This window comes from Rahnella sp. PD4 (assembly GCF_049199325.1).
GTDB lineage: Bacteria > Pseudomonadota > Gammaproteobacteria > Enterobacterales > Enterobacteriaceae > Rahnella > Rahnella perminowiae.
The window spans coordinates 128,197-146,323 of record NZ_JBLZQF010000006.1 but is presented as its reverse complement, the minus strand read 5'-3'; the positions used below and the strand labels follow the sequence as shown (position 1 = coordinate 146,323).

The following is an 18,127-nucleotide window of genomic DNA, read 5'->3' as shown; positions in this document are numbered from 1 at the left end:
CTACAACAGGCGGGCAATGGGCTTTACTGAAGAAATGGTGAATTACAATTATGTGACGACGGTCACATTATATCACCGGATTTTATTTTTGAGTAAAAAATGTGCGCTAATGAAAAATAGGCATAACACATCAACTTATTTTGATGATGTGTTATGAAAGCGGCTAAATCGCGATGTCTGCCGACGGGATAATTACGCGCCGTAGCCCATGACTTGTAACAGATGCTGAGCCTGCTGTACCGCTTCCTGCCGGTGTGCGACGCCCAGTTTCTGGTAGAGATTACGGATATGCGTTTTGATCGTCGTCGAGGCTACATCCAGCTCACCGGCAATCTGGTCATTACTGTAGCCGGAGTAAATCAGCCCCAGAACCTGCCATTCGCGCTGAGTCAGCGGGCTGGTGCGGATAAGTTCCGGCACCTGCGGATGGGTCAGTAGTTTGTTCACAAAGCCTTCGTCGAAATGGGCAAACTTATGGCGGTGATGCTGGTTAATTTCGCGCAAAATCTGTTGGGCGCGACGCTGTTCCAGCTCCGGCAACAGATTAAGCTGGATCAGCTGGCGCAGTTGTTGCGCCATCATTTCCCCTTCAATGACGAAATGGCTGATAAAACCGGTGCGGTTCGCCAGTGACAGCGCTTCGATCAATACCTTTTGGGCGTCACTTCTGCGCCCGGTTTGCCAGTAAAGTAAGTTACTCAGCAGTAAATTGCGGTTGAGATCGCTGGTCAGGCGCAGCTGCCGGGCATTCAGATTCAGTTCATCCAGCACCACTTCTGCTTCATCAAACTTTTCCAGCAAAATTTGTACACGGGCGATGTTGCGCCACTGACCTTGCTGAAAATGGTTATCCGCCATATCCGGTTTACGCGCCTGTTGCAGCCACTGACGTGCCGCGTTTTTATCGCCAATCATCTGCCAGTAAATCACACGTGGCTTATCGGTATTGGTCAGCCAGTCGATGTGATACTGACCCGTTTTCAGCAACGCTTCACAGCGCTGCAAATGGTGATGGGCATTGTCGAGCTGGCCGCGTGCCAGCGAACATTTCGCCAGCATCGCCAGACATTGCAACTGCTGCTGTGGCTGGAAGTTGGTCAGCACATTAAGCCCTTCACGCGCGGCTTCTTCCGCATCATCGAGCCGCGACCACGACCACAAAAGTTGTGAACGTAAACGCAGTAAAAATTCGTGCATCGGCAATTGTTCCAGATGCTGTTCGCGTACCAGTTCAAAAGCGCGATCCTGCATCTCAAACGCGGCCTGCAAAAAACCCTGAGCAATCAGGATCTCACTCTGTTGCAGCAGCGCCCATAAAGCGTAGTGATAGGCTTCGTAACGGCGTGCGATTTGTTCGGTCTGTTGCATCAGCGGCAGTGCGCGGGTGAGATCCCCTTTGCAGTGCTGGATTTCACCGGTGACGGATGTCGCCACAATGCGGCTGTAATAGCTTTCATAAGGCAGATAACGCAGGGCCTCAGCGGCCAGTTTTTCCGCTTCATCCTGTCGTCCGTCGTTGATGGCCACCTGTGCACGCAGCGCATCAAACTCGGCTGCCTGCGCCTGTTCCATCACAATATTACGCTGTTTCATTTCGTTTTCAGCGCGAGCCAGCAGCACGTCGACTTCAGCATAACGGTGCTGGCTTTGTGCCAGCCATGCCTGTAACAGCACCAGCTTAGGATTCTGAATCAGCCGGTCGTAAGGCAGGGCGGCCAGACATTCTTCCAGCAACGCCAGTTCGCTTTGATTAAACAGCGCCCAGGCGTGTTGCAGCAGAATATCGCGCAGCAGATGAGTGTCTTCGGCACCCAGCGCATGATGAATCGCTTCGGCAGGGAAACCTTGTGCCAGCCAGCCTTCGGCGGCAGCGCGATGAATAGCGGGCAGCTCAGACGCCAGTTCCCACTGACAGCGCTGCCGCAGGAAGGTGGCAAACAGCGGGTGGAAGTTAAACCATTCGCCGCTGTCATCCATGCGATTAATGAATAACCCCTGGCGCTCCAGCTCCTCCAGACGTTGCTGACCATTTTCACTGCCGGTCAGGCGCACAATCAGCGCATCGTTCATCGAGCGCAACAGCGAGCAGCGCAGGAGAAAATCACGCGTCGGTGCATCAACGCGATTCAGAACTTCATCCACCAGATATTCAGAAAGATGGCTGGCATTCAACCCGGCCAGCTTACGTGCGGACTGCTGGGTCGAATGCTGGGAAGAGTGCGAAGACTGCCGTGCCGATAGGGCAATCAGTTGCAACGCGGTGGCCCATCCCGCGACGTCGTCACATAACCGGCTACTGTCCGCCTGCTCAATCGGGTCTTTCAGCCGGTTATCGAAAAATTGCTGTGTTTCCGGATGCGTAAAGGCCAGATGCGAAGCGTTGAGCTCCAGCAGTTGCTCGCGTACACGCATATTGGCGATGCCCAGCGGCGGCAGGGTGCGTGAAAGCACCACCAGTGAAAGATTTTCCGGCTGATGGCGCAGGAAAAAACGCATCCCTTCATGAATGGCATCATTGGAAATCAGATGATAATCATCGATGACCAGCAGCAACGGGCTGTGCCAGTCGGAAAGTTCCACAAAAAGCTGGGCAAACAGCGCCGGCAGACTGGCGTACTGATGCTTCAGACTCAGCGCTTCGCTTTTGACGCAATGTCCGCCGCAGGCCTGCTGCACAGCAGCAATCAGATAGCAGGCAAAGCGCTCCGGCTGATTGTCGCTTTCATCAAGAGAATACCAGCCCAGATCGCTTTTGCCTGCTGCCCAGTGCGCCACCAGCGTCGTTTTCCCATAGCCCGCCGGACTGGCGACCAGGGTCAGACGATAATTCGGCGCAGTCGAGAGCTTCGTCAGCAGACGTTCCCGAACTACTGTATTTTGCTGCCGCACCGGGCGGCTTAATTTTGAAGGGATCAGCATTTTTTTCGATTCTTTTGACAGAAAGGGACAGAGGGGTGTTATTTATTTCACAGCGTGTAATTAATCACTTTTTCTAAAGTCCTCCTTTGAAACATTGATTGCAAGAATGTTACGTTTTTACATGCCGTTAAGTTGCTCTGCATCACACTTCTTAATACAAATTTTCAGGCGTTTGCCCTGAACCTCCGTCTCCTCCGGCTACGCCCCGTTTCTCCTCCCTGCCTAATCTTTACCGGGATGATGCCGCTGACCGATACACACGTCAGCATAGTGATAATCAACATCAGGCTTTCCCTACAAATTCCCCGATAAAGAGGCATGAAATGCAGGTGACTTTAGATAAGACGCAATTTTTAGCCGCGCTGAAACGCCAGTGGCAAGGGTTCGGTTTGCAACAGGCACAGGATATGACACCGCATCAGTGGTGGCAGGCTACCAGTGCCGCATTATCTGAACAATTGAGTGCGCAGCCTGCGGCAAAAGCGACAAAACAGCCTCAGCGCCACGTTAACTATATCTCGATGGAGTTCCTGATCGGGCGCCTGACCGCAAACAATCTGATCAATCTCGGCTGGTATGACACGGTCAGTCAGGCGCTGAAAGAGCAGGGGGTTGAACTGGCCGATGTGCTGGAGCAGGAAACCGATCCGGCACTCGGCAATGGCGGGTTAGGCCGTCTGGCTGCCTGTTTCCTCGATTCTATGGCAACCGTCGGGCAACCCGCGACCGGCTATGGTCTGAACTATCAGTATGGTCTTTTCCGCCAGTCGTTCAGCGAAGGTAAGCAACAGGAAGCGCCGGACAGCTGGCATCGCGAAAGCTATCCGTGGTTCAGCCACAATAGCTCGCTGTCTGTAGATGTCGCGTTCGGCGGCAAACTGACGAAAAACGAAAAGGGCGTTCAACGCTGGCAGCCCGCGTTTACCCTGCGGGGGGAAGCCTGGGATCTGCCGGTAGTCGGTTACAAAAATGGTGTCACCCAACCGCTGCGCCTGTGGCAGGCCACTGACGTACATCCGTTCGATCTGACGTTGTTCAATGACGGTGAATTTCTTAAAGCCGAGCAAAAAGGCATTGATGCGGCCAAACTCACCAAAGTGCTTTATCCGAATGACAATCATGACGCCGGTAAACGCCTGCGCCTGATGCAGCAATATTTCCAGTGCGCCTGCTCGGTGGCCGATATCCTGCGCCGCCATCATTTCCTTGGCCGGAAAATTGAGGATTTACCGAAATTCGAAGTCATCCAGCTCAATGATACGCACCCGACCATTGCCATTCCTGAGCTGCTGCGTATTTTGCTCGACGAACATCAGCTTGACTGGGATGCGGCCTGGGCGATCACCCGTCAGACATTCGCGTACACCAACCACACACTGATGCCGGAAGCGCTGGAATGCTGGGATGAAAAACTGGTGCGCAGCCTGCTTCCCCGCCATTTCTCGTTGATCAAAGCCATCAATGCCCGCTTTAAAAAGGTGGTCGAAAAACAGTGGCCGGGTGACAAAGCCGTATGGGAAAAACTGTCAGTTCATCAGGACAAACAAGTGCGGATGGCGAATCTGTGCGTGGTCAGTGGTTTTGCGGTGAACGGCGTGGCAGCGTTGCATTCCGAACTGGTGGTCAAAGATCTGTTCCCGGAATACCACCTGCTGTGGCCGAATAAATTCCATAACGTGACCAACGGCATCACACCGCGCCGCTGGCTGAAACAGTGTAACCCTGCGCTGTCATCGCTGATTGATGACACCCTGAAAACGGAATGGGTGAATGACCTCGACGCGCTGAAAGGGCTGGAAGGTTTTGCCGACAACAAAAAGTTCCGTCAGCGTTATCAGGCCATTAAGCGTGAGAACAAAATCAAACTGGCGCATTACGTGCAACAGACAATGGGACTGACGCTCAACCCTGATGCCATTTTCGATGTACAGATCAAACGCCTGCATGAGTACAAACGCCAGCACCTTAACCTGCTGCACATTTTGTCGCTGTACCGCCAGTTGCGTGATAACCCGGAAATGGACCTGGTGCCGCGTGTCTTCCTGTTCGGCGCGAAAGCGGCACCGGGTTATTACCTGGCGAAAAATATTATCTACGCCATCAATAAGGTGGCGGAAAAAGTGAATAACGATCCGCTGGTGCGTGACCGCATCAAAGTGGTATTTATCCCGGATTACCGCGTATCCGTGGCTGAACTGATGATCCCGGCAGCCGATGTATCCGAGCAGATCTCAACAGCGGGCAAAGAAGCATCTGGTACCGGCAACATGAAACTGGCACTGAACGGTGCGCTGACCGTCGGCACCCTCGACGGTGCGAACGTTGAGATTGCCGAAGAGGTGGGTGAAGACAATATCTTCATCTTTGGTCATACCGTCGATCAGGTCAAAGCTTTGCAGGCGGAGGGGTACGATCCGCTTAAAATTCGCAAGAAAGACAAGCACCTGGATAAAATTCTCAAAGAACTGGAAAACGGCTTCTTCAGCAATGGTGACAAGCAGGCGTTCAGTCTGATGCTCGACAGCTTGCTGGGCGGCGGCGACCCGTATCTGGTGCTGGCCGACTTTGCGGATTACTGTGCGGCACAGCAGAAAGTGGACGCGCTGTATCGCGATCAGGATGAATGGACGCGCAAAACTATCCTCAACACGTCCCGCGTAGGGATGTTCAGTTCCGACCGTTCGATCCGCGATTATCAGCAGCGGATCTGGCAGGCGAAGCGATAAGGAGCCGGCATGGAGAACAAAGCACTGGAGCAGGCCGCCAGGGAGGCGGGGATCGCCTCTGGTTTTATTAACGCGCACGGTAAACAGCAGGCGATCGCCCCTGAGACCAAGCGTGAGCTGTTATCGGCGATGGGCTGGGAGGCGGGACACAGCCGCCCGGTGACCACACCGGTACCGTCGGTCAAAGTATTTGTCACGGGCAGCCGTCTGGCATTACCGGTCAGCGGTGAAGGCGAATATGCCTGGACACTGAAGCTGGAAAGCGGCACGACGCAAAAGGGGCGGATCAGCGGCAAAATGACACTGGCGCTGCCGGGTAAAATTCCTGCCGGCTATCATCAGCTGACGTTGACACAGGACGCGCAACAGTGGGATTGCCGGGTCATTGTGGCACCGAAACGCTGTTATGAACCGGATGCCCTGCTGGCCGGTAAAAAACTGTGGGGCGCCTGCGTACAGCTCTATACGTTGCGCTCGGAAAATAACTGGGGCATCGGTGATTTCGGTGACCTCAGTATGATGCTGAAAAATATCGCTCAACGCGGCGGCGCATTTGTCGGGCTTAATCCGATCCACGCGCTGTATCCGGCGAACCCGGTGGCTGCCAGCCCCTATAGCCCGTCTTCCCGCCGCTGGCTGAATGTGATTTATATCGACGTCAGTGCGGTAGAAGATTTCAGGCAAAGCGATGCGGCGCAACAATGGTGGCATCAGCCGCTGACGCAGCAACGCATACAGGCGGTGCGCGCGAATGACCGGGTGGATTACGCTAACGTCATGCCGCTGAAATTAGAAGGGTTACGGCTGGCTTACGCGCATTTCCTGGGGCGTAAGCCACAGGATCCGCAGGTGAAGTCCCTGGGTAATTTCGTCAAACAGGGCGGTGAAAGCCTGTATCTGCAGGCTGCCTTTGATGCATTGTACGAGTATCTGGCGAAAGAAAGTGATGTGGCGCTTGGCTGGAACCGCTGGCCGGAAAAATATCATGATGCCCGGGGCCCGGCTGTGAGGGCATTCTGTGAACAGCATGCGCAGGATGTGGAGTTTTATGTGTGGTTGCAGTGGCTGGCGGAAACGCAGTTTACGCAGTGTTACCACACCAGCCAGCAGTACGAGATGCCGATGGGGCTTTACCGGGATCTGGCGGTCGGCGTGGTAGAAGGCGGCTCCGAAACCTGGGGTGACGGCGAGCTGTATTGCCTGAAAGCCTCGGTGGGGGCGCCGCCGGATATTCTGGGCCCGCTCGGACAGAACTGGGATCTGCGCCCGATGGATCCGCATGTGATGGTGAGACGCGGCTATCAGCCGTTTATCGATCTTCTGCGTGCCAATATGACCAGCTGCGGTGCATTGCGTATTGATCATGTGATGACGTTGCTGCGTCTGTGGTGGATCCCGGCTGGTGAAACGGCGGATAAAGGCGCGTATGTACAGTATCCGGTGGATGATCTGCTGGCCATTTTAGCACTGGAAAGTCAGCGGCACCGCTGCATGGTGATCGGCGAAGATCTGGGTACGGTGCCGGTCGAGATCGTCAGTAAGCTGCGCGAAAGCGGTGTGTATTCCTATAAGGTGCTGTATTTCGAACGCGATGAGGAAAACAACTTCCGCGCGCCGCAGTCCTATCCGGTTCAGGCGATGGCAACTATCACCACGCATGACCTGCCGACGCTGCGAGGCTACTGGCAAAGTGACGATCTGGCGCTGGGCAAAACCCTCGGTTTATACCGTGACGAAGCTGTTTTACAGGCGCTGTACGCTGACCGTGCCCGCGCACGTCAGGGGTTGCTCGACGGCCTGCATCATTACGGTTGCATCCCGAAGAAAACCGGGCATAAAGCCGCGCTGATGGAAATGACGCCGGTACTCAACCGGGGTCTGCAACGCTACGTTGCCGACAGCGCCTGCGCCTTGCTCGGTCTGCAACCGGAAGACTGGCTGGACATGGACACACCGGTCAATGTGCCCGGCACCAGCGATGAATACCCGAACTGGCGGCGTAAGCTTTCTCATACGCTCGAAGACATGTTCGCCGACGAGCAGGTGAATAAGCTGATTAAAGATCTTGATAAACGTCGCCGGAAAGTCTCGGTAAATTAAACTGTCATCATTACAAAGAGAGCCATGAGTCATATCATGGCTCTCTTTTTATTGTCTTTTTTATTGTCTTTTTATTTAACTGATAAGAATAAATTAATTTCTTTCCAAAATGTAAATTACTAATGCATTCATCTCGTGAATCAGTTTTTTATGTGATTAGTTTCCGTAAGTTTTCTGAATTAATTAATTAACAGCCATGATTTAATTTCTCTATTAGTATATGTGCCTGTACAAGCGGTTAATTATTTAATTAAAGCCGGTTAATTTTGTAAAGCATTTAATAATAAAGGAAATTAAAATGGAATTTAATAAAATCAGCAAAGCCATGTTAGGTATGGGGATGCTGGCGGTTGCAGGCAGCGCCTGTGCGTTGGAAGCCTGGAATGGTCAGGAGGGCGGAGACACCATTCAGGTTATTTTTGATGGCTCCGTCTATCAGAATGCCTGGTGGGTGGGGGCAACCAATTGTCCGGTCACTCCGGACGCACCAGAAGGTTCTAACCCGTGGAATTATGTCCGTGATGCAACTCCGGCGGAAATCACGCAATATGGCAACCCGACCAGTTGCGACATTCCAGGCTCCGACACCCCTACTTATCCTGCCTTTAGTGCCGATAAAGTTTACCAGGAGGGGGATATTGTTTCTGCCGGCGAAACCAATTATCAGGCCACGACCACAATACCTGCGAATTCTTTCGCGCCTGATGTCCGCAACCCATGGCAAGCTTATATCCCGGCGAAACCGTGGAATGCTGAAACCGTTTATAATGAAGGCGATGTGGTCACTGTAGGCTCGCAGAGCTATGAGGCCTTATTTTATACAGTAGGTAAGGATCCGGCAGATGTTGCCAATCAGAACCCGGACGGGGTCAATGGCGCACCCTGGAAGCCATTAGACGCATCAACACGATATACCGATGAGGAACTGGCCGCTGCGCCGGTATTCGATGCTTCTAAGCTGTATGCCGCGAATACACTGGTTCGATTCCAAAATCAGCCGTACGTTTCCCAGGCTAAAGTTCAGAAGGTTTCACCAACCGATATCAACACCTGGAAAGCGATTGTCGACTGGACTGGCACGAAAGATCGCGTCGGTACAGCAAAAAGTGACTGGCCAGCGCATGTCTATGCTCCTTATGTTGACTTCACGTTAAACGATATTCCTGATCTGGCTAAACTGGCCACGGAGCAGGGTATTAACCATTTCACTATGGCATTTGTGGTGGCGAAAGACACAGACACTTGTATGCCAACCTGGGGTACAGCATACAATCTGCAAAACTACGCCCAGTATTCAAAAATCAAAGCATTACGTGAAGCTGGCGGGGACGTTATGGTTTCCATTGGTGGTGCAAATAATGCGCCTCTTGCTGCTGCCTGTCACAATATTGATGACCTGAAACAGATGTATGTGGATATCGTTGAAAACCTGAATCTGAAGGTACTGGATTTTGACATTGAGGGGGGTTATCTGGCTGATAGCGCCATCGTTCAGCGCCGGAATACTGCTGTAAAAGCGGCACAGGATCAATGGAAAAAAGACGGTAAGAAAATCGCAGTCTGGTACACATTGCCTGTTCTGCCTACCGGTCTGACGGCTGAAGGCATGTACGTGCTGAACGATGCGAAAGCGAAAGGCATCGAACTGGCAGGTATTAACATCATGACCATGGATTATGGCAATAGTATCTGCCAGTCCACAGGTACTGAAGGTCAGAATATTCATGGTCATTGTGCGACTTCTGCTATCGACAATATGTTCCTTCAGCTGAAAGAAATTTACGCCGATAAAACTGATGCGCAAATTAACGCCATGATGGGCACTACGCCGATGATCGGGTACAACGATGTGCAAGGTGAAACCTTCTATCTGTCAGATGCCAATATTGTGATGGAACAGGCGAAAGAACGTAATCTCGGGATGATCGGTATCTGGTCTATGGTCCGCGATCAGCCAGGACCTGCGGGCGTTGTAGAGGCTACCCATAGTGGTCTGACCGAAGAACAGGCACCGAAGTATGCGTTCAGTAAGGTGCTTTCACAGTTTGCTCAACCTGACGCACCGGATGATACCTGCTGCCATCAATGGGAGGAAAATGGCCATTATGGTGAGCGTGGCAATATCTATGTTTACGACAACCCTTATAACCATCAGACTGAATATTTCTCCGCCGCCAAAACCGGCCAATATTGGTATTTCCCAACCAATAAAACCAACAATGCTGACTGGATTTATTTAGGCACTGATAAGGAAACAGCAAAAACCAATAACGAATCGTTAATGGGTTATGCACAGTGGGGAGAAAACGATCGTAAAGCGAGCCTGGGAACGACGTTTATTTACAGTAATCCTTACAACGGTCGCCTTGAGTTATTTACCTTGAAAGCGACAGGAAACGATGGCCGTTATTGGTACTTCCCAACTAATAAAACCGACAATACTTACTGGAAGTATGAGGGAGAGGTCGCCTTCAAATAAATTGTCGGTGTAATAAATAAAAAAGGGCGGCCATTCGGCCGCCCAAGACACAGGGAATTACTCAAGTATTACAAAGCGCATTAGCCTTACCGTTAACCTTTCACTCCCCCTGCCGTTAAGCCGCCCACCAGCCAGCGTTGAGCAATCAGGAACACTGCCGTAATCGGAATGGCAGACAGAATCGCCGCCGCGGCAAAGTCACCCCACAGATAATTTTGCGGATTCAGATATTGCTGCATGCCGACCGCCAGCGTGTAGCTGTTGACGTCACGCAGCAGTAACGATGCCACCGGCACTTCGGTAATAGCCGCGATGAACGACAGAATGAACACCACTGCCAGAATAGGTACAGACAGCGGCAAAAGCACCAGACGGAATGCCTGCCACGGGCTGGCACCATCCAGCGCGGCCGCTTCTTCCAGCGAGCCGTCGATGGTTTCGAAATAACCTTTGATGGTCCAGACGTGCAGGGCGATACCGCCCATATAGGCAAATATGACACCGCCATGCGTATTCAGCCCGAGAAACGGCACGTACATGCCGAGACGGTCAAACAGGGCATATAACGCCACCAGTGACAGCACCGCCGGGAACATCTGGAAAATCAGCATCCCTTTGAGCAGCGAACTTTTACCGCGGAATTTCATGCGGGCAAAGGCGTAGGCGCAGGTGGTAGAAAGCGCGACGATGCCGACAGCGGTAATCCCGGCGATCTTGACCGAATTCCACAGCCACAACATGACCGGAAACGGCGGTGGCGTGATGCTGCCGTCGCTGTTGGTGACGGCAATCCCGAGTGCCAGTTTCCAGTGATCCCACGAGACCTGATCCGGGATCAGACTGCCGGTGGCAAAGTTACCCGGGCGCAGCGAAATGGCGAATACCATCAGCAACGGGAACAGGATCAGCGCCAGAAAGCACAGCAGTAAAAGGTGCGTCATCAGCAATCTGACTTTCTGCGACTTCGGTTTAACCATGGGCATTGTCTGTTTCTCCTTAGTCGAATTTCATGCGTGATGCTTTCAGGTTCACGATAGCCAGCGCACCCACCAGCAGGAAGATCAGCGTGGCAATCGCCGCCGCCAGCCCGAAGTCCTGCCCGCCGCCGCCTTCAAAGGCGATGCGATAGGTGTAGCTGACCAGCAAATCGGTATGACCCGCTGGCGTAGTGGTGCCGAGCATGTCCGGCCCGCCGTTGGTCAGCAGTTGGATCAGTACGAAGTTATTAAAGTTAAACGCGAAACTGGCGATCATCAGCGGCGTCAGCGGTTTGATCAACAGCGGGAGCGTGATGCGAAAGAAGTTCTGCATCGGCGTCGCGCCGTCCATTGCGGATGCTTCGTAAAGATCGTCTGGGATCGCTTTCAGCAGGCCCATGCACAGGATCATCATGTACGGATAACCGAGCCAGGTGTTGACGATAATGATCATGCTTTTGGCGGTCCACGGATCGCTGAACCATGCCGGTTTGATACCAAACAGCGCGCTGAGCATCAGGTTTATTTCACCGAAGCTCTGATTGAATAACCCTTTGAAAATAAGAATCGAAATAAATGCGGGAACGGCGTAAGGCAGGATCAGCAGGATACGGTACGCCGCTTTGCCCCTGAGTTCTTCCCACTGTACGACGCAGGCCAGCACCATGCCGACCGCGACGGTGAGCACCACGGTCAACAGGGCGAACACCACGGTCCAGACAAAAATGGACAGGAAAGGTTTCTGGATCCCTTCGTCATGTAGCACGCGCAGGAAGTTGCCCCAGCCAATGCCGACGGTAAAGCCCGGGCTGAGTTTTTCAGCCTGCCATTCGCCCTGTGCGTTTACAGCCTGATAGAAACCGGTGTCCATATTCGGGCGGTAAATCGTGCCGGTTTGTACGTTGGTCAGTTGCTTCTTATCTTCACCGGGTTTGTACAACGCCTGCGTGCCGGAGAACTGGCGCAGTGAGCTCATGCGCAGCATTTCGCCGTCGGGTAATTTCGCTGAGATCAGACCGAGCGCCAGACGGTTTTGTGTCACCACCCGTAATCCGGCTTTTTCAGCCGATGGCGCGGTTTGCGGCAGCATGTCCAGCGTTTGCGGCGCCTGAGCGTTGAAAGCAAAAGGCGGGGAAACCAGCGTCTCGCCGTTATCCGCTGACGTCAGTGCCAGTTGCCATTTATCACCGGCGGGGTAGAGGGCGAAATTCAGCACCTTGCCGCCCTGGAATTCACGTCCCATCAGCACAGACTGTGCGCGCTCAAAGGTCAGCTGATTAGTACTGCTGTAGTTGGTGAAGGCGATTGCGATGGTGCAGATCAGCGGGAACAGCACAAATAACAACATCCCGGCCAGACCGGGGTACACATAGCGCCACGAATAGGCGCGGCGGTTGCCATAAATGTATAAGCCGACACCGGAGAGGATCAGGGTCAGAATGGCAAAAAGGGTTTCGCCCTGCGCATACATCAGCACGATCAGATAACCGGTAAAGCAGGCGAGCAGGGCGATGATCAGCCATTTGAACGCATTGCTGAACGGCCGTTTTTTGGCTCTTGGCATAAGGACAATCCTTGTGGTGGCGGTGTGCAACCCGTGAGTTGCGCACCGTTCATTGAGCTAATGCTTTGGCATTACTTGGTAATGCGTGTTTCTACGTCTTTCAGCGCTTGTACAACGGTTTGTCGGCCATTTACCGCGTTAATGATTGCGCTGCGTTCTGCATACCAGAAGGCGCTCATCTGCGGGATATTTGGCATGATTTCACCGTTCTTCGAGTTAGCCATGGTGGCAGCAATGCGCGGGTCTTTTTCCAGTTTTTCCTGATAAGACTTCAGCGCCACGGCACCCAGCGGTTTGTCCTTGTTCACCACAGCCAGACCGTCATCAGTGATCAGGTAATTTTCCAGGAATTCTTTCGCCAGTTCTTTGTTCGGGCTGGCGGCATTGATACCGGCCGTCAGTACGCCGACGAACGGTTTAGACGGTTTGCCGTGGAACGTTGGCAGCAGCGTCACGCCGTAGTTGATTTTGCTCTTGTCGAGGTTTGACCATGCCCACGGACCGTCAATGGTCATGGCGGTCTGGCCTTTGTTGAACGCGGCCTCAGCAATGGAGTAATCGGTGTCAGCATTAATGTGCTTGTTTTTCACCAGATCGATAATGAATTGCAGACCAGCCTGTGAACCTGCGTTATTCACGCCGGTGTCTTTAATGTTGTATTTACCGTCTTCATATTTGAACGCATAACCGCCATCAGCCGCGATGATCGGCCAGGTGAAGTACGGTTCCTGCAAGTTCCACATGATGGCGCTCTTGCCTTTGGCGCGTAGCTCTTTATCCAGCGCCGGGATCTCTTCCCAGGTTTTTGGTGCTTCTTTAATGATGTCTTTGTTGTAAATCAGTGACAGCGCTTCAACCGCGACCGGATAGCCGATCAGCTTGCCGTTGAAGGTGACTGCATCCCAGGTGAACGGGAACAGTTTATCTTTAAAGGTCTGATCCGGGCTGATTTCAGCCAGCAGGCCGGATTGTGCGTAGCCGCCAAAACGGTCATGTGCCCAGAAGATGATGTCAGGGCCGCCGCCGGTGGCGGCCACTTGCGGGTATTTTTCTTCCAGCTTGTCAGGATGCTCTACCGTCACTTTAATGCCGGTGTCTTTTTCAAATTTCTTACCGACTTCCGCCAGGCCGTTATAGCCCTTGTCACCGTTAATCCAGATGACCAGTTTCCCTTCTTCTATTTTGGCGAACGCGGAAGATGACAGCACCAGCGTAGCCAGCGCCGAGAGTGCCAGTGTGTGTTTAACAATCTTCTTAATGCTGAGGGTCATAATCCAATCCTTTTGTAGTCGGTTTTTTTATCGTCTGAGACGGAAAAGACAGGGTACGACGCCAGTGTGGATTCAACCTGTCGGCGCTTCATCATCCCCCTCTCTACGCCCCCGTCTCTCAGAATGTGATCCCGCCGACACTCTCAGGCGTTATGTGGCTCATCACTCAAAATTATGCTTCGTTTTTTGCCATTCAGATCACGAATTTGATTTTTGGTATGAACTTTCATCCGTTTACGGGAAACCGTCATCCTCCCTGCTCCTCCCCCATGAAAAACTTTGTTACGGATGATTACGATAACCGGCTAATCCTTCACTCTCCGTTGCATCGAGTTTTCTCGCTGGCAACAAGTACAGGAGTTCAGGATGGCGAGCGTTTCCCTTAACAGCGTGTACAAAGCCTTTGGCGATACCGTGATTTCCAGTGATATCAATCTGGAAATAGAAGAAGGCGAGTTTGTTGTGTTTGTCGGGCCGTCCGGCTGTGGTAAATCCACGCTGCTACGCATGATTGCTGGTCTGGAAGACATCACGTCCGGTGAATTAAAGATTGGCGATAAACGCATGAACGAAGTACCGCCCGCCGATCGTGGCATTGGCATGGTGTTCCAGTCTTATGCGCTTTATCCGCACCTGTCCGTGGCAGAAAACATGTCTTTTGGCCTGAAGCTGGCCGGTGCGAAAAAAACCGAGATCAGCCAGCGGGTGAATCAGGTATCCGAAGTGTTGCAATTGGCGCACTTGCTGGACCGACGCCCGAAAGCGCTTTCCGGCGGACAACGTCAGCGCGTGGCGATTGGCCGTACGCTGGTTGCCGAGCCGACAGTTTTTCTGCTTGACGAGCCCCTTTCTAACTTAGATGCCGCGCTGCGTGTACAGATGCGCATTGAAATTTCACGCCTGCATAAGCGCCTGAAACGCACCATGATTTATGTGACTCACGATCAGGTCGAAGCGATGACGCTGGCCGATAAAATCGTGGTGCTCGATGCCGGACATATCGCTCAGGTCGGTAAGCCGCTCGGGCTGTATCACTATCCTGCCAACCGCTTTGTCGCCGGTTTTATCGGCTCTCCAAAAATGAATTTCCTGCCGGTGAAAGTCACCGGTGCTGAACCTGCACGTGTGCAGGTCGAGTTGCCAAACCGCCAGCAAGTCTGGCTGCCGGTGGAGGGGACCAACGTTAACGTCGGCAGCAACCTGTCACTGGGTATCCGCCCTGAACATCTTCTGCCAAGCGACGTCGCTGAAGTGACGCTTTCCGGCGAAGTGCAGGTTGTCGAGCAACTGGGTAACGAAACACAGATCCACATCCAAATTCCGGCAATTCGTCAGAACCTGGTGTACCGCCAGAACGACGTGGTGCTGGTAGAAGAAGGTGCAACATTCGCCATTGGTTTGCCGCCACACCGCTGTCATCTGTTCCGCGAGGATGGCACTGCATGTCGCCGGTTACACCCAGAACCTGGTGTTTGAAAGCACGCGATCCCCTACAGGAGAAAATGATGATCACAATGCGTAGTTCTTCCCTGGCGCTGGCAGTGGCTGCTGGCATCCTTTCTACACAAGCAATGGCGGTAGATTTCACCGGTTATGCCCGTTCGGGTATTGGCTGGACCGGCAGCGGCGGCGAACAGCAATGTTTCAAAGCAACCGGTGCAGACAGCAAATACCGTCTTGGTAACGAATGCGAGACGTATGCAGAGTTGAAACTGGGTCAGGAAGTGTGGAAAGAAGGGGATAAGAGCTTCTATTTCGACACCAACGTGGCGTATTCCGTCTCTCAACAGAACGACTGGGAGTCAACCGATCCGGCTTTCCGCGAAGCCAACGTGAAGGGTAAGAACCTGATCGAATGGCTGCCGGGCTCCACCATCTGGGCGGGTAAGCGTTTCTACCAACGTCATGATGTTCACATGATCGACTTCTACTACTGGGATATTTCAGGTCCTGGTGCGGGTCTGGAAGATATCGATCTGGGCTTCGGTAAATTGTCTCTGGCTGCAACCCGTAATACCGAAAGCGGCGGTTCATACGGTTATATTGCCGACCAGCGTAACGAAGTGCCAACCTCCAACGACGTGTTCGACGTGCGTCTGGCGGGTCTGCAAACTAACCCGGGCGGCGTACTGGAGTTAGGGGTGGATTATGGTCGTGCCAATGCGCGTGACGGTTATTCACTGGCGGATGATGCCACCAAAGACGGTTTCCTGGTCACTGCGGAACATACGCAAAGCATTTACAACGGCTACAATAAATTCGTTCTGCAATATGCTTCTGACTCCATGACCGATCCGGGTCAGGGCACGGCAAACGGCCACTCTAATGGCGCAGCCATCAATAACAACGGCAGCATGGTGCGCGTTCTCGATCACGGTGCTATCGACTTCAACGACACCTGGAGCCTGATGTACGTGGCAATGTATCAGGACGTTGATCGTGATAACAACAACGGCACCACCTGGTATACCGTCGGTGTCCGTCCGATGTACAAATGGACCCCGATCATGAGTACCTTGCTGGAAGTGGGTTACGACAACGTGAAATCTCAGCGTACCGGCGACAAAAATGGTCAGTACAAAGTCACCCTGGCGCAACAATGGCAGGCTGGCGACAGCATCTGGTCACGTCCGGCCATCCGCGTGTTTGCCACTTATGCGAACTGGGATGAAAAATGGGGTTACGACACCGATACCGGCACAAACAATGGCTTAGCGATGAATGATACCAGCACCCGTACCTTCAGCCGTGGTAATGACGATGAAGTAACGTTCGGCGCCCAAATGGAAATCTGGTGGTAAATTTTTCCTTCCTCCTTCGCGCTGCCGATGCGTTGGCTGCGCGTCCTCGCCCCGGTCACGTAGTTGTCTACGCTCCCAGGGACTTGGACGCTTGCCGCCTTCCGGCAACCCGAAAGAGTTTGGAAAAATGGCAATGTAAGCTTTAAAAATCGCAGTAAAGAAGATGTGCTGGCTGGCGGATTGTCGCTGATGACCGCCAGCCTTCATGGTGATTTCAAAGGAACCAATAATGAAAAAGAATCTGCTGTCACTGTGTCTGTCGCTGAGCCTGTTGGCTGCTGTCCCTGCGGGAGTGAATGCTGCGCAAAATGATGCGAATACGGCACCGGCTATTTCCAGCCAGACCTTACGCAACCTTTCATGGACGCCGCTGGTTCCGCCAGTGACGCAGGATGTCACGCTGGGCACGTCCAGCGCTGAAATTAATCAGGGTGAAATTCAGGGTGCCGTCGGGGCTTTCGCATTACCTGCTGACCGTGGCTCGCTTGAAATCACACTGACCAGTATCGCGACCGGTAAAACCGTGTATGCGCCGAATGTTCTGGTGCTGGATGAGCAGATGCGTCCGGCGGCATTTTATCCTTCCAGCTATTTCCCGTATCAGAAACCGGGGATTGTGTCGAGTGACCGTCTGGAAGGCACACTGAAACTGACGCCGGCGCTGGGTCAGAAACAAATTTATTTGCTGGTGTACACCACCCGTCAGGATCTGGCAGACACTACGCAGATGGTCAACCCGGCGAAAGCCTTTGCGGCAGGGGTAGGTAATGCGGTGCCGGATATCCCGGATCCGATTGCCCGTCACACGCCAACCGGCACGCTGAGCCTGAAAGTGACCGCTGAGCAAAAAACCGGCAACGTGATGATCGGCCAGATCTTCCCGTCATCCGCACCTGCAGCGGCAGCACCGGTCGTCGTCGGCAGCACACAGGCTCCGGCACCTGCGGCAGCCCCGGCAAAACCGTCTGAGCCAATGCTCAGTGATTCCGAAACTTACTTTAACGACGCGATTAAGAAAGCAGTGAAAGCAGGGGACGTTGATAAAGCCCTGAAACTGCTGGACGAAGCTGAACGTCTGGGTTCCAAAACCGCCCGTAAAACCTTTATTGAAAGCGTGAAGCACTAAGCTTTTCAGCGCATCCCCCGAGAAGAAGCTGGCAGTTTTTGTTAGCGCCTCCCCCTGCGAAGGGGGAGAAAGCCGCCCAAGCCCGGTCATCCCGATACCCGTTTGCCTTCATTTCTTTTTCTCCCTTCTATTTGTTACCCTGTTGTTAATTCATTCAGCGGGGG

At 53.0% G+C, this 18,127-nt stretch carries 10 protein-coding genes; 6 read left to right on the top strand and 4 right to left on the bottom strand.

Features of this window, described 5'->3' with window-relative positions:
• Positions 1-192: 192 nt before the first annotated feature.
• Positions 193-2,919: an HTH-type transcriptional regulator MalT gene (malT, locus tag ACOZIO_RS16360; RefSeq protein WP_377424670.1), complete on the bottom strand. Its 2,727-nt coding sequence runs from the start codon at positions 2,917-2,919 to the stop codon at positions 193-195.
• A 323-nt stretch (positions 2,920-3,242) separates the two neighbouring features.
• Here malT and malP point away from each other — a divergent pair, with 323 nt between their 5' ends.
• From malP to ACOZIO_RS16345, 3 genes are all read left to right on the top strand, one after another.
• Positions 3,243-5,645, top strand: a complete 2,403-nt coding sequence (gene malP, locus ACOZIO_RS16355; RefSeq protein ID WP_129954433.1) for a maltodextrin phosphorylase — start codon at positions 3,243-3,245, stop codon at positions 5,643-5,645.
• Between the two features lie 9 nt (positions 5,646-5,654).
• Positions 5,655-7,745, top strand: a complete 2,091-nt coding sequence (malQ, locus tag ACOZIO_RS16350; RefSeq protein WP_129954435.1) for a 4-alpha-glucanotransferase — start codon at positions 5,655-5,657, stop codon at positions 7,743-7,745.
• A 298-nt stretch (positions 7,746-8,043) separates the two neighbouring features.
• Positions 8,044-10,224: a glycosyl hydrolase family 18 protein gene (locus ACOZIO_RS16345; RefSeq protein WP_129954437.1), complete on the top strand. Its 2,181-nt coding sequence runs from the start codon at positions 8,044-8,046 to the stop codon at positions 10,222-10,224.
• Between the two features lie 92 nt (positions 10,225-10,316).
• On the opposite strand, the gene malG is transcribed toward ACOZIO_RS16345, so the two are convergent.
• From malG to malE, 3 genes are all read right to left on the bottom strand, one after another.
• Positions 10,317-11,207, bottom strand: coding sequence for a maltose ABC transporter permease MalG (malG, locus tag ACOZIO_RS16340; protein WP_129991619.1), 891 nt, complete (start codon positions 11,205-11,207; stop codon positions 10,317-10,319).
• Between the two features lie 13 nt (positions 11,208-11,220).
• On the bottom strand, positions 11,221-12,765 hold the full coding sequence (gene malF, locus ACOZIO_RS16335) for a maltose ABC transporter permease MalF (protein ID WP_129954439.1): 1,545 nt from the start codon (positions 12,763-12,765) through the stop codon (positions 11,221-11,223).
• Between the two features lie 71 nt (positions 12,766-12,836).
• Positions 12,837-14,036 (bottom strand): maltose/maltodextrin ABC transporter substrate-binding protein MalE, encoded by a 1,200-nt coding sequence (gene malE, locus ACOZIO_RS16330; protein WP_129954441.1) that lies wholly within the window; start codon positions 14,034-14,036, stop codon positions 12,837-12,839.
• Between the two features lie 366 nt (positions 14,037-14,402).
• Here malE and malK point away from each other — a divergent pair, with 366 nt between their 5' ends.
• The 3 genes from malK to malM all read left to right on the top strand — a co-directional run bounded on the left by malK (position 14,403) and on the right by malM (position 17,963).
• The gene (gene malK, locus ACOZIO_RS16325; protein ID WP_129954443.1) at positions 14,403-15,512 is read left to right on the top strand and encodes a maltose/maltodextrin ABC transporter ATP-binding protein MalK; all 1,110 of its coding nucleotides are present in this window, start codon (positions 14,403-14,405) and stop codon (positions 15,510-15,512) included.
• A gap of 26 nt (positions 15,513-15,538) precedes the next feature.
• Entirely contained in the window at positions 15,539-16,837 is a 1,299-nt protein-coding gene (locus ACOZIO_RS16320) for a maltoporin (protein WP_165383756.1), read from the top strand.
• A 229-nt stretch (positions 16,838-17,066) separates the two neighbouring features.
• Positions 17,067-17,963 carry a maltose operon protein MalM gene (gene malM, locus ACOZIO_RS16315; protein ID WP_217138247.1) on the top strand — a complete coding sequence of 299 codons (897 nt, stop codon included), beginning with the start codon at positions 17,067-17,069 and terminating at the stop codon, positions 17,961-17,963.
• Positions 17,964-18,127: the final 164 nt, after the last annotated feature.